This is a genomic window from Pseudomonas sp. AC229 (assembly GCF_979254655.1).
In genome coordinates, this window is the sequence record NZ_CEEDHK010000015.1 from 103,487 (window position 1) to 116,203 (window position 12,717).

A 12,717-nucleotide genomic window follows, 5' to 3' on the forward strand; every position below is an offset into this window, starting at 1 on the left:
GTTTGCATTGCGGCTTTCTGTCGCAGGTAGCGACGGGCTTATATAAACAGCCGCAGGGCAGGTTTGAATAATCAATGATCTTGCTAGTCGGCATCGGTGACGTTGATATTAGAAAGCTAGCTAACGGTTTTGCTGGCTTTGAGAACATCCAGGCTAAAGCCTCTCCTACAGGATCCGCGGTTCGGACGTGAGAGCGTCGCGATCAATCAAGCCCCACAAACCCACCCGTTTGGTGATGCCACAACCGCGCATACAACCCTTTGTGCGCCAGCAACTCGGCATGGGTGCCGCTTTCGGCGATGCGGCCTTTGTCGAGCACGACCAGGCGGTCCATGCGTGCGATGGTGGAAAGGCGGTGGGCGATGGCGATGACGGTTTTGCCTTGCATCAGGCTGTCGAGGCTTTCCTGGATGGCCGCTTCCACTTCAGAGTCCAGCGCCGAGGTGGCTTCGTCGAGGATCAAAATCGGCGCGTCTTTGAGCAATACGCGGGCGATGGCGATGCGTTGGCGCTGGCCGCCCGACAGCTTCACGCCGCGCTCGCCCACATGGGCGTCAAAGCCGAAGCGGCCCTGGGCGTCGGAAAGTTCGGGAATAAACTCGCTGGCCCGCGCTTTACGCACCGCCTCCCACAGCTCGGCGTCGGTGGCGTCGGGTTTGCCGTACAGCAAATTGTCGCGGATGGAGCGATGCAGCAGCGAGGTGTCCTGGGTGACCATGCCGATGCGTTCGCGCAAGGTTTCCTGGGCGACGTGGGCGATGTTCTGACCGTCGATAAGAATCTCGCCGCCTTCCAGGTCGTACAAGCGCAGCAGCAGGTTCACCAACGTCGATTTGCCTGCGCCTGACGGCCCGATCAGCCCGATTTTCTCGCCGGCGCGAATCTCCAGGTCGAGCCCGCCGATCACACCCGCGCCTTTGCCGTAGTGAAAGCTGACGTTGCGCATGCTCACCGCGCCTTGAGGCACTTGCAGGCGCGGCGCGTCGGCACGGTCGAGCACCTTGCGCGGCTGGGCGATGGTTTGCATGCCGTCTTGCACGGTGCCGATGTTTTCGAAAATGCCGGTGACCACCCACATGATCCAGCCGGACATATTGATCAGGCGAATCACCAGGCCAGTGGCCAGAGCGATGGCGCCCACGGTGATCAGCCCCTGGCTCCACAGCCACAACGCCAGGCCCGTGGTGCCGACGATCAATGCGCCGTTCATGGCGGTAATCACCGCGTCCATCACCGTCACCACGCGGCCAGCCATTTGCGTGGTCACGTTCTGTTCGTGCAGCGCTTCGCGGGCGTAGTTCTGCTCGGAGTTGGTGTGGGCGAAAAGCTTGAGCGTGGCGATGTTGGTGTAGCCGTCGACAATGCGGCCCATGAGTTTGGAGCGCGATTCGGACGCGATCACCGAGCGGGCTTTCACCCGTGGCACGAAGTACACCAGCGAGCCGATGTAGCAAACGATCCACGCCAGCAGCGGCAGCATCAGCCGCCAGTCCGCTTCGGCAAATAGCACCAGGCTGCTGATGGCGTAAATCAGCACATGCCACAACGCGTCGACGGCTTGCACGGCGGAGTCGCGCAGGGAGTTGCCTGTTTGCATGATGCGTTGGGCGATGCGCCCGGCGAAGTCGTTCTGGAAAAACCCTAGGCTCTGCTTGAGCACGTAACTGTGGTTTTGCCAGCGAATCAGGTTGGTCAGGCTCGGACTGATGGTCTGGTGCACCAGCAGGCCGTGCAGGCCATTGAAAATCGGGCGCAGCAGCAAAGTGACGGCCGCCATCCACATCAGTGCCGTGCCGTGTTGCTCGAAGAATTGGGCGGGTGGGGTGCTTTGCGCCCAGTCGACGATGTCGCCGAGAAAGCTGAACAGCGCCACTTCGATCAGCGCGACGATCAGGCCGACAATCATCAGCGCCACAAAGCTGGGCCAGGCCTGGCGCAGGAAGTACAGGTAGAAACGCCATACGTCCGTGGGCGGTGCCTCGCTGGGGGCGGGGCGGAAGATGTCGATCAATTGCTCGAAACGGCGAAACATCATGGACCTCGTTGCAAAGCGGTTGCGCGCGATTACGCGGCGCTGAAAAACCAAACGGAAAACGCCAACCGCTCGTTTTCCGTCTGCTTTCGTGTTGCCCGGTGTCGCTCGCTACGCTTTCGTTCCGCCGCGTCGCGCGCGCCAGTTACAGGCGTTTGGCGGCCAAGATCAGCACCGGCGTGTTGGGCACATCGCTCATGCCGGCGTAGCGGCCGGTCGGCACTTGGGCAATTTTGTCGACGATATCCATGCCCTTGACCACTTTGCCGAAGACGGCATAACCAAAGTCGCGGCCGCCGTGGTCGAGGAAGGCATTGTCTTTCTGGTTGATGAAGAATTGGCTGGTGGCCGAGTCGACAACCCCGGTGCGGGCCATGGCCAGCGTGCCGCGCACGTTGTGCAGGCCGTTGTCGGCTTCGTTCTTGATCGGCGATTCGGTGTTCTTCTGGCGCATGTCGGTGTCGAAACCGCCGCCCTGCACCATAAAGCCCGGAATCACGCGGTGAAAAATGGTTTTGCTGTAGAAGCCCTTGTCGACGTAGGCGAGGAAGTTTTTGGTGCTGAGCGGCGCTTTCTGATCTTCCAGTTCGATTTCGATATCGCCCAGGCTGGTGGTCAGCAGCACATGCGTGCCGGCTTGCGCGTCGGCGGCGAACAGGTGGCTGGCGAACAGCACGGAGCAGGCGAGGAGGGTGGCTTTTTTCAACATGGCGAAGACCTTGTCTGGACTATTTATTGGTGTGGAGAAACCGGTTATTGGCATGGATCAACAGCTGTAGCCGGGCAGTTTAACGCTCCACCTCGGCGAGGAATGCCAACAGCTGGGCATTGAAGAACTCGGGTTGATCCATGGGCGTGGCGTGGCGCGAATCTTCTACCACCAACAAGCGAGCGTTGGGCAGCTCGTCGACATAAGCCTGTTTGCTGGCCACCGAGGTGTAGTCATGGTCGGCCGTAACCACCAGCGTAGGACAGGTTATGCGCGCCAGTCGTTCCCGCACGCCCCAGCCGATAATGGCGTCCAGGCTGGCGAGGTAGGCGCGTTTGTCATTCATGGGCCAGCGCCGCTCAATCTTCAGGCGCAGCTCCACTTGCTCCGGTTTGGGGAACAGTAAACCGCCGAGCTTTTTGCCGATCACTTCCAGGCTGAGCAGGCGCGATAACGTCCAACGCTGCGCCACCATCAGCGCGTCTTTCGGCGTTTTCACCTTCACTTCCGGACTGCTGTTGACGATGGTCAGACTTTTCAAAAGGTGCGGGTAATCCACGCCCACTTGGAAGCCGATCATGCCGCCCATGGAAATGCCCACCAAATGCACGGGTGGCAAATTCAGGTGTTCGATCAGGGCTGCCACGTCTTCGGCGAAACCGCTGATGCTGTAGGCCTCGTGCGGTTTGTCAGAGCGGCCATGGCCGCGCACGTCGAGGCTGATAACGCGGTAGTGTTGGCTCAGCACAGGCGTCTGGTATTCCCAATCCAGCGTGCTGGAGCCCAGGCCGTGGACCAGCACCAAGGGCGCGCCAGTGCCGTATTCCTCGTAGTGCAGCTGGCAATCGTCGTGATCGAAATACGGCATGTGTGCCTCCTGGCTAGCGCGGCTGCGGGGTCAGTTGTGCATGGCGGGTGCGGCGAATGGGGCGTCCAGCGGCGCGGCGTCGAAGTTGCGCAGCAGCTCGATAAGAATCTGCGTGGCCGGGCCCAGGGGTTTGTCTTTGTTGGTATAGAGGAAGAACGTCGGGTGGCGGCTGCCACCGCGGTCTAGCGGCAATTCTTTGAGCACACCTTCGCGCAGTTCGCGCTCGATCAGGTGGCGCGGCAACCAGGCGAAACCCAGCCCACTGGCCACAAACGTGGCAGCCGTCGCCAGGCTGCCGAGGGTCCAGCGCTGCTCGGCGCCGAGCCAGCCGACGTCTTTGGGTTGCTGGCGGCCCGAGTCGCGGATGACCACTTGCATATGGGATTCGAGGTCTTGAAAGGTGATTTCCCGTTGCAGGCGGTGCAGGGCGTGTTCGGGGTGGGCGACGGCGACGAATTCCACCGGGTTCATTTCCGAACCGAGAAAGCCCGGCACGTTGAAGCCGCAAATGGCCAGGTCGGCGATGCCGTCTTTCAGCACTTCCTCGACCCCCGACAACACTTCCTCACGCAGCCGCACGCGGCAGCCACGGCTCTGCGGCATAAACGCGGTCAGGGCACGAACCAGGCGGGCGGTGGGGTAGGCGGCATCGACCACCAAACGCACTTCGGCTTCCCACCCTTGTTCCATGTGGTGGGCGAGGTCTTCGAGTTGGCTGGCGTTCTTCACCAGTTGCCGTGAGCGGCGCAGCAGCACATCGCCGGCCTCGGTGAGCACGGCTTTGCGACCGTCGATACGCAGCAGCGGCACGCCCAGTTGCTCTTGCATACGCGCCACGGTGTAGCTCACCGACGACTGCGAGCGGTGCAACGCTTCGGCTGCCTGGGCGAAACCGCCGTGGTCGACGACCGCTTGCAACGTTCGCCACTGATCCAGGGTTACCCGGGGCGCTTTCATCCTCGCATCCTCTTGTCCTAAGCTGTGATCCCTGCCGGAGACCACTATGAATAAGTTGTTGTGTTTAGCCTTTGCCGCGCTGCCCCTGAGCGCACTGCCGTTGACCGCCTTTGCGTTTCCCATCGAGCTTGAGAAAAAGCTCAATGGCGCCGAGGTGTCGGCCTCGACCCAGGAAGTCGACTTCAACATGGGGGCCGTGCAGCTTTACAACTATGGCCGGGCGGCCGCCGAATGCTCGGCGGTTTTCCGCAATGGGCCGGAAGCACCTCGCACCCGCAAGGTCACGCTGCAACCCGGCAAAGACGCGTTGCTGACCGGCCGCTTTACCTCGCAAGTCATCAAAATGCGCATCCGCGTCACCTGTAAACCTGTCTAGCGCTGAGACTAGGGTTAACGACGCGATAAATCAAATAAATAGATAGGTTGTAGCGGTTTTTTACGCTTTTTTATCGATTTAGGCGGCATTAGTCTAGCTCCATCGCAAGCACAACGCAGATGGAGCAGGTCCCATGTCTCAGGTTTTAGTGATTGAAAGCAGCGCCCGCACCCAGGGTTCGATCTCCCGCGAACTCACCGCGCAGTTCATTGCGCAATGGCAGGCCGCCCACCCTGGCGACACCATCACCGTTCGTGACCTCGCTGTTGACCAAGTCCCGCACCTGGACATGAACCTGCTCGGCGGCTGGATGACGCCCGCCGACCAGCAGAGCGACGCCGAAAAAGCCGCCCTGGTTCGCTCCAACACCCTGACCAATGAATTGCTCGCCGCCGACGTGCTGGTGCTGGCCGCGCCGATGTACAACTTCACCATTCCCAGCACGCTGAAATCGTGGCTCGACCATGTGCTGCGTGCCGGCGTGACGTTCAAATACACCGAAACCGGCCCGCAAGGCCTGCTCACCGGCAAACGCGCCTTTGTGCTGACTTCCCGTGGCGGCATTTACGCCGGCAGCAGTCTGGATCACCAGGAACCCTACCTGCGCCAGGCGTTGGGCTTTGTCGGCATTCACGACGTGAGCTTCATTCACGCTGAGGGTTTGAACCTGGGTGGCGAGTTTATGGAAAAAGGTTTGAATCAAGCCAAGGCGCAGCTGGCGCAAGTGGCTTGATGAATTGACGAGGCGCCTGCTCGGCTGGAGCGGCGCCCCGGTTGGTTAATGCTCCTACTTCACACGCCCGCTCCTGCGTGTATCCGCCCGACAGACGCTCCCCTTGTTCTGTTGGGCATTTTTTTGCCTGGTGGAAATGCTGGTTCAGGGTATTCGGGTCACTCGCTAGGTTCTTTATCCTGAGATAAGGGTGAAGTGGCGACGGATTTTCACGTTCGCCATGCAAGCCTGGATCCCCGCCTGCGCGGGGATGAGGCCAAGAGTGGCAAAAACCTCCGTCATGCTCTGGCAATCGGCGGCTAAATCGGGACGCGACAACAACCTCCGTCATCCCCGCGAAGGCGGGGATCCAGAGTTCTGGATTTGACGCAGTTCTGCACACGGCTCAAAAGCCTGGATCCCCGCCTGCGCGGGGATGACGGGGGGGCGGTTAGGAGCGCCTTCAGGCTTAACACCGTTATTCCCGCGAAGGCGGCGGTCCGACGATTCGGAATTCAGGGGGCAGGGAGCTGCCAATAAAAAGCCCGGCATGTGCCGGGCTTTTTATTGCGCTACGCGCCAATCAAATCTCTGGCCGATGCACGTTGCCAAACAGGCTCTGGGAAAATTTCACGCGGTCCTCGGCGGTTTCCACCACGCCTTGTGCGGTCAGTTCTTCGATGCGTGCTTCCACGGCATGAGCGCGGTGAGTCAGGCCGCAGTCGTTGGCGATCTGGATGTTCAAGCCGGGGCGGGCGTTGAGTTCCAGAATCAGCGGGCCTTTTTCCTGGTCGAGCACCATGTCCACGCCGATGTAGCCCAGCCCGCACAGTTCGTAGCAACCGGCGGCCAGTTTCATAAAGCCATCCCAGTTGGGCAGCTGTACGCCATCCACGGCATTGGTGGTGTCGGGGTGCTTGCTGATTTTGTTGTTCAGCCAGGTGCCGCGCAGCGTGACGCCGGTGGCCAGGTCGACACCAACGCCAATGGCGCCTTGGTGCAGGTTGGCTTTGCCGCCGGACTGGCGGGTGGGCAGACGCAGCATGGCCATCACCGGGTAGCCCATCAGCACAATGATGCGGATGTCCGGCACGCCTTCGTAGCTGATGCTTTTGAAGATCTGGTCCGGCGTAACCCGGTATTCGATCAGCGCGCGGTCGCGGTGGCCGCCCAGTGAGTAGAGGCCGGTGAGGATGCTGGAGATCTGATGCTCCAGCTCTTCATGGCTGACGATTTTGCCGGACACCGTGCGGTAGCGGTCTTCGAAGCGGTCGGCGATCACCAGAATGCCGTCGCCGCCCGCGCCCTGGGCGGGCTTGATGACGAAGTCGGGACGGTCGCCGATGATTTCCGGCAGCTTGTCGATCTGCTTCTCGGTTTCGATGATGCCGTACATTTCCGGCACATGAATGCCGGCCAGAATCGCCCGCTCTTTGGTGATGATCTTGTCATCCACAATCGGGTACAGGTGCCGTTTGTTGTACTTGAGCACGTAGTCCGCGTTGCGCCGGTTGATGCCCATGATGCCTTTGGCTTCCAGGGCCTTCCACGTTTTGATCATGCCGAACATGGCTCAGTCCTTCAGAAAGGCTTTGAAGCGGAACAGCTCGGTCAGGCGATAGCCGCGATAACGACCCATGGCCAACATGAAGCCCACCAGAATCAGCAGCACAGCCGGGAAGGTGAAGACGAAGTAGTTGAGCTCCGGCACGGTCATCAGCAGGTGCGCGAGGGAGGCGGCGAACAGCGTACCGATGGCCACTTTCATGGCATGGCCGCCGCCACGTTCTTCCCAGGTGATCGACAGGCGTTCGATGGTCATGGTCAAAATCACCATCGGGAACAGCGCGACAGACAGCCCGCGTTCCAGGCCCAACTTGTGGCTCAGCAAACTGATGGTCGCGATCAGCACCACCACAAAGGTCAGCACCACCGACAGCCTCGGCAGCATTTGCAGTTTCAAATGTTCCAGGTACGAGCGTAATGACAGGCCCAGCGCGGTAATGATGGTGAACAGCGCAATGCCGTAGCCCAGTTGCATTTCGCGGAAGGCGAGGGCGATCAGTACCGGCGTGAACGTACCCAGGGTCTGCAGCCCGATCAGGTTGCGCAGTACCAAAATCACCAGCACGCCGATGGGGATCATCACCATGATCATGAAGGTTTGCTGGGTTTGCAGCGGCAGGCCGTACAGCGAGTATTCGAGGAAGTCGGCGTCGGTGTTTTCGTCGGTCAGCTTGGCCAGGCGAATGGCGTTCATCTGGCTGTTGTTGAGGCTGAAGCGCACCTGAAGTTTTTTCCCGCCTTCGATGCTCACCAGGTTTTCATCACCGGTCCACCACACCAGGCGGTCGGCCGGCAGGCCTTGTTCGCCGGTTTCCGGGCTGAAGTACAGCCAGTCCTGACCGTTGAAGCTGCGCAGCCACAGTTCCGGGGTTTGCGGTTGGTCCGCTACCAGGCGAATGGTGTGCACGCGCTCCATCGGCACATGGGCGATGGAAAGCAGCAGTTCGATGGTTTTGGCTTTGTTCGGGGTCGACAGGTCGCCTGCCAGCAGCAGTTTGACGTTGTCATCGTTGACGTTGTTGACCCGTTTGATGGTTTCGCTGATGAAGGTTTCGATGTCGGCCGAGTGCTGGCGAATCGGCGCCATCAGCGCTTCGGCGGCAATTTTTTCGGCGCCTTCCACAGCAATGCTGTCGCGGAAAATCGGGCCTTTGGCTTTCGGTTTTTCACCGCTGTAACGCTTGGTCAGCACCAGGCGGTAGTAGAGCGTTTGGTTGCCACTGACACGACGGGCCGACCAGGTGACCTTACGGTTGCCGTCGACGCGGTTGATGCTCACCCCGTAGTTATTGGAAATGAAGCTCTCGTTGAGGCTTACATAATCCTGGCTCAGCGGCGGCACGAACATCTGCACCTTCACCGGGTTTTTCGGTGTGGCCTGGAATTCGACCTTGGCATCGATGTTCCACAGATCGTCGGTTTCATCCTCGGTAATCGGAATGCCAACGACGAAAATCTGGTAGGCCGTAATCAGAACGCCCAGGGTCACCAAAATGGCGATCAGGACTTTCAGATGCAGGGTAAGAGAGCGCATGTGGGGAACCTGTCCATTAATCAATCTTGTCAGTGTCGCTGTACCACATGACCCCAGGCAGGGCGCGGTGCAGGTAATGGCATTGCGGTGGAGCTCACGTTCTTGACGCTGTTTCGGTGTAACGGGCGCGGCCGGGTAGGCCGTTTAGCTCACCGGATGTTTCTCACTGCTGTCTTCTGCCACCGCGCAGCCGGGTTTGCCGGCGGCGTATTTGAGGCTGGGGTCGACCAAGGCATCGAAGCGTTTTAGCGCTTCGGAACCAATTAACAAGGGGTACTGGAACGCGCTGCGGTCGGTGAGGTTGACCTCGATGGTGCGCAAGGCTTTGCCCATGCATACCTGAAGTTCGATGACCGGACGTGCAGTGTAGGTTTTCTCTTCGTCGGGATCGTAGTCCCCGGCGCGGCGTTTGATTTTGCTGATGCGCGCCAGGGGCCGCTCGATGGGGTGCGCGTGGGCGTCGTCGATGGCCAGGTAAAAGCGCACCCAGGTTTCGCCATCGCGTTTGAAGCGTTTGATGTCGCGGGCGCTGAGGGAAGCGGTTTTGGCGCCGGTGTCGAGCTTGGCCGCCACTTGCAGATCAATGTCGGTGAGCTGCGCGTATTCGTTCAGGCCATACACACCCTTTTCCGCCGCCTGGCTGAGGGCCGGCAACAGAGCGAGCGATAAAAAGAAGGCTAAGGGCTTGAGTGTCATAAGTCCTAAAACGGATCGTGGAAATTTCAGCGGGGTCCGTGTGGGGCAGTCCCGGATCAAGTCACTTAGTGTTAACAGCGAGGGCTTAGGTTCACCTGGCGCTTGGCGAGTGAGTCTAGCAGCCCGAACGGTGCAGGCTGGCAGGCTTCAAGCGCGGCGCATTCTAACATGCAGATTTTTCGCGGCGACAGGCGGTTGCGTGGCAAAAAAGCATCGCGGCGAAAGCCGCTCCCGCACCAAACGCCAACCTGTAGGAGCGGCTTCAGCCGCGATTCCTGCAAACCGCGCTCTACCATAACTGTCGACAATCCGTTCTCTAGGTTTGACTAAAAAGAGTCCAGAGCGTACTTTTCACCGAAATATTCATCGGTGTGTCGACAATATGCAAGACGCCCTCGAATCCCCGGTCGATTCCCCCGTCGACTCCGAAACCCTCTCTGAGCACGTATTCCGCCGCATTCAGGCGGCTATCGTGCAGGGCGACATTGCACCCGGCAGCAAAATCTCCGAACCCGAACTGGCCCGCACCTATGGCATCAGCCGTGGCCCGCTGCGTGAGGCGATTCACCGGCTTGAAGGCCAGAAGCTGCTGGTGCGCGTACCCCATGTCGGCGCGCGCGTTGTTTCGCTCAGCCATGCCGAGCTGATTGAGCTCTACGAAATTCGCGAATCCCTAGAAGGCATGGCCTGTCGCCTGGCGGCCGAGCGCATGAGCCAGACTGAAATCGATGAGCTGCGCAGCGTGCTGGAGCTGCATGAGCGCGATGCGGCGTTTCAGGCCGGTGTCGGCTATTACCAGCAGGAAGGCGATTTCGACTTCCACTACCGAATCATTCAAGGCAGCGGCAACAAAACCCTGGCGCAAATGCTCTGCGGCGAGCTGTACCAATTGGTGCGCATGTATCGCCTGCAGTTTTCCGCCACGCCCAATCGTCCGCGTCATGCGTTTGCCGAGCATCACCGCATTCTCGACGCCATTTCCGAACGCGACGGCGAACTGGCGGAGCTGCTGATGCGCCGCCATATCGCTGCCTCCAAACGCAACATAGAACGCCACTACACCGGCCAGGCCGGGCAGGCGGTTCGCAAATCCCCCACGAGAGGTGAAGCATGAGCTCCAACACCGCAGGTCAACGTTTCCGCGCTGCCATTGCTGCCGAGTCGCCGTTGCAGGTCATCGGCGCGATCAACGCCAACCACGCGCTGCTGGCCAAGCGCGCCGGTTATAAAGCCATTTACCTGTCCGGTGGCGGGGTGGCGGCCGGCTCGTTGGGCTTGCCGGATCTGGGCATCAACACCCTGGACGACGTGCTCACCGACGTGCGCCGCATCACCGACGTGTGCGACCTGCCATTGCTGGTCGACATCGACACCGGCTTCGGCCCCAGCGCCTTCAATATCGAGCGCACGGTTAAAAGCCTGATCAAGGCCGGCGCCGCGGCGGCTCACATTGAAGATCAGGTCGGCGCCAAACGCTGTGGTCACCGCCCGGGCAAGGAAATTGTTTCGACCGAAGAAATGGCCGACCGCGTAAAAGCCGCTGCCGACGCCAAGACCGACGCCGATTTCTTCCTGATCGCCCGCACCGACGCCATTCAGGCCGAAGGCGTGGACGCTGCCATTGAACGCTGCCTGCGCTATGTGGAAGCCGGCGCCGACGGCATCTTTGCCGAGGCCGCCTACGACCTGCCGACCTACAAGCGCTTTGTCGACGCGCTGGGTGTGCCGGTGCTGGCCAATATCACCGAGTTCGGCGCCACGCCGCTGTTTACCCGCGATGAACTGGCCTCGGTCGGCGTTGCCATTCAGCTGTATCCGCTGTCGGCATTCCGCGCCTCGAACAAGGCGGCGGAAAGTGTCTACACCTCGATTCGCCAGAACGGCCACCAGAAAGACGTCATCGAATTGATGCAGACCCGTGCTGAACTGTATGACCGCATCAACTACCACGCCTTCGAGCAGAAGCTCGACGCGTTGTTTGCGGCGAAGAAGTGATTGCCACCCGGCCGCTCGACTGAAGCGGCGGCCGGCCAGCGCTGTGCTGAGTCAGAACAACAATTACAACCGGATCAGATGAGGAGATACCCGCGATGAGCGCAACCCCAGAGACGACCACGCCGGGCTTCAAACCCAAGAAATCAGTTGCCCTGAGCGGCACCGCCGCCGGCAACACCGCGCTGTGCACCGTCGGCCGTACCGGCAACGACCTGCATTACCGTGGCTACGATGTGCTGGACTTTGCCAACCGCTGCGACTTCGAAGAAATCGCCCACCTGCTGGTGCACGGCAAGCTGCCGAATGTGTCGGAACTGGCCGCCTACAAAGCCAAGCTCAAAGCACTGCGGGGCATTCCGGCGGCGCTGAAAACCTCGCTGGAACAGCTGCCGCCCTCGGCGCACCCGATGGATGTGATGCGCACCGCCGTATCGGTGCTGGGCTGCGTGTCGCCCGAGAAAGACGACCACAACCACCCCGGCGCCCGCGACATTGCCGACAAGCTGATGGCCTCGCTGGGCTCGGCCTTGTTGTATTGGTATCACTTCAGCCACAACGGCAAGCGCATCGATGTGGAAACCGACGACGACTCCATCGGCGGTCATTTCCTGCACTTGCTGCACGGCGAAAAACCGCGCGAGTCGTGGGTGCGCGCCATGCACACCTCGCTGAACCTGTACGCCGAGCATGAATTCAACGCCTCGACCTTTACCTCCCGCGTAATCGCCGGCACCGGTTCGGACATGCACTCGTGCATCGCTGGCGCCATTGGCGCGTTGCGTGGCCCCAAGCATGGCGGCGCCAACGAAGTAGCCTTCGAAATTCAAAAGCGCTACGACAACCCGGACGAAGCCGAGGCCGATATCCGCGCCCGCGTGGAGAAGAAAGAAGTGGTGATCGGCTTCGGCCACCCGGTCTACACCGTGGCCGACCCGCGCAACAAAGTGATCAAGGAAGTGGCCCGCGAGCTGTCGGCGGAGCAGAACAACACCAAGATGTTCGACATTGCCGAGCGCCTGGAAACCATCATGTGGGACATCAAGAAAATGTTCCCCAACCTCGATTGGTTCAGCGCCGTTAGCTACCACATGATGGGCGTACCCACCGCCATGTTCACGCCGCTGTTCGTGATCGCCCGCACCTCGGGCTGGTCGTCGCACGTTATCGAGCAGCGTATCGACGGCAAAATCATTCGCCCGAGCGCCAACTACACCGGTCCCGAAGACCTCAAGTTCGTGCCGCTCAAGGACCGCCCATAACCATGAGCATTGC

At 60.4% G+C, this 12,717-nt stretch carries 12 protein-coding genes; 5 read left to right on the forward strand and 7 right to left on the reverse strand.

Features of this window, described 5'->3' with window-relative positions:
* Positions 1 to 202: 202 nt before the first annotated feature.
* The 4 genes from AC0IW7_RS20215 to AC0IW7_RS20230 all read right to left on the reverse strand — a co-directional run bounded on the left by AC0IW7_RS20215 (position 203) and on the right by AC0IW7_RS20230 (position 4,566).
* The gene (locus AC0IW7_RS20215; protein ID WP_471820379.1) at positions 203 to 2,035 is read right to left on the reverse strand and encodes an ABC transporter ATP-binding protein; all 1,833 of its coding nucleotides are present in this window, start codon (positions 2,033 to 2,035) and stop codon (positions 203 to 205) included.
* A gap of 142 nt (positions 2,036 to 2,177) precedes the next feature.
* A complete protein-coding gene (locus tag AC0IW7_RS20220; protein WP_471820381.1) occupies positions 2,178 to 2,741 on the reverse strand; it encodes a peptidylprolyl isomerase in 564 nt (187 codons plus the stop codon).
* A gap of 79 nt (positions 2,742 to 2,820) precedes the next feature.
* A complete protein-coding gene (locus AC0IW7_RS20225) occupies positions 2,821 to 3,609 on the reverse strand; it encodes an alpha/beta fold hydrolase (RefSeq protein ID WP_471820383.1) in 789 nt (262 codons plus the stop codon).
* Positions 3,610 to 3,639: 30 nt separating this feature from the next.
* Positions 3,640 to 4,566 (reverse strand): LysR family transcriptional regulator, encoded by a 927-nt coding sequence (locus AC0IW7_RS20230; protein WP_122492496.1) that lies wholly within the window; start codon positions 4,564 to 4,566, stop codon positions 3,640 to 3,642.
* A 46-nt stretch (positions 4,567 to 4,612) separates the two neighbouring features.
* Between AC0IW7_RS20230 and AC0IW7_RS20235 the strand changes: the two genes are divergently transcribed.
* Both AC0IW7_RS20235 and AC0IW7_RS20240 read left to right on the forward strand, forming a co-directional pair.
* Complete coding sequence (locus AC0IW7_RS20235) at positions 4,613 to 4,942, forward strand: 3-phosphoglycerate kinase (RefSeq protein ID WP_471820385.1); 330 nt, start codon at positions 4,613 to 4,615, stop codon at positions 4,940 to 4,942.
* 133 nt (positions 4,943 to 5,075) lie between these two features.
* The gene (locus AC0IW7_RS20240) at positions 5,076 to 5,675 is read left to right on the forward strand and encodes an FMN-dependent NADH-azoreductase (protein WP_463382089.1); all 600 of its coding nucleotides are present in this window, start codon (positions 5,076 to 5,078) and stop codon (positions 5,673 to 5,675) included.
* A 562-nt stretch (positions 5,676 to 6,237) separates the two neighbouring features.
* Here AC0IW7_RS20240 and AC0IW7_RS20245 read toward each other — a convergent pair.
* The 3 genes from AC0IW7_RS20245 to rloA form a co-directional block, all read right to left on the reverse strand.
* Positions 6,238 to 7,224: an alpha-L-glutamate ligase-like protein gene (locus AC0IW7_RS20245; RefSeq protein WP_122492493.1), complete on the reverse strand. Its 987-nt coding sequence runs from the start codon at positions 7,222 to 7,224 to the stop codon at positions 6,238 to 6,240.
* Positions 7,225 to 7,227: 3 nt separating this feature from the next.
* Complete coding sequence (gene rloB, locus AC0IW7_RS20250) at positions 7,228 to 8,754, reverse strand: osmotic stress tolerance membrane protein RloB (protein ID WP_463551755.1); 1,527 nt, start codon at positions 8,752 to 8,754, stop codon at positions 7,228 to 7,230.
* A gap of 144 nt (positions 8,755 to 8,898) precedes the next feature.
* A complete protein-coding gene (gene rloA / locus AC0IW7_RS20255) occupies positions 8,899 to 9,450 on the reverse strand; it encodes a retropepsin-like aspartic peptidase RloA (RefSeq protein ID WP_471820388.1) in 552 nt (183 codons plus the stop codon).
* A gap of 382 nt (positions 9,451 to 9,832) precedes the next feature.
* Here rloA and AC0IW7_RS20260 point away from each other — a divergent pair, with 382 nt between their 5' ends.
* From AC0IW7_RS20260 to prpC, 3 genes are all read left to right on the forward strand, one after another.
* Complete coding sequence (locus tag AC0IW7_RS20260; protein ID WP_471820389.1) at positions 9,833 to 10,564, forward strand: GntR family transcriptional regulator; 732 nt, start codon at positions 9,833 to 9,835, stop codon at positions 10,562 to 10,564.
* On the forward strand, positions 10,561 to 11,445 hold the full coding sequence (prpB, locus tag AC0IW7_RS20265; RefSeq protein ID WP_471820391.1) for a methylisocitrate lyase: 885 nt from the start codon (positions 10,561 to 10,563) through the stop codon (positions 11,443 to 11,445). The genes AC0IW7_RS20260 and prpB overlap by 4 nt, the downstream gene beginning before the upstream one ends.
* 95 nt (positions 11,446 to 11,540) lie before the next feature.
* Entirely contained in the window at positions 11,541 to 12,704 is a 1,164-nt protein-coding gene (prpC, locus tag AC0IW7_RS20270) for a bifunctional 2-methylcitrate synthase/citrate synthase (protein ID WP_110618555.1), read from the forward strand.
* Positions 12,705 to 12,717: the final 13 nt, after the last annotated feature.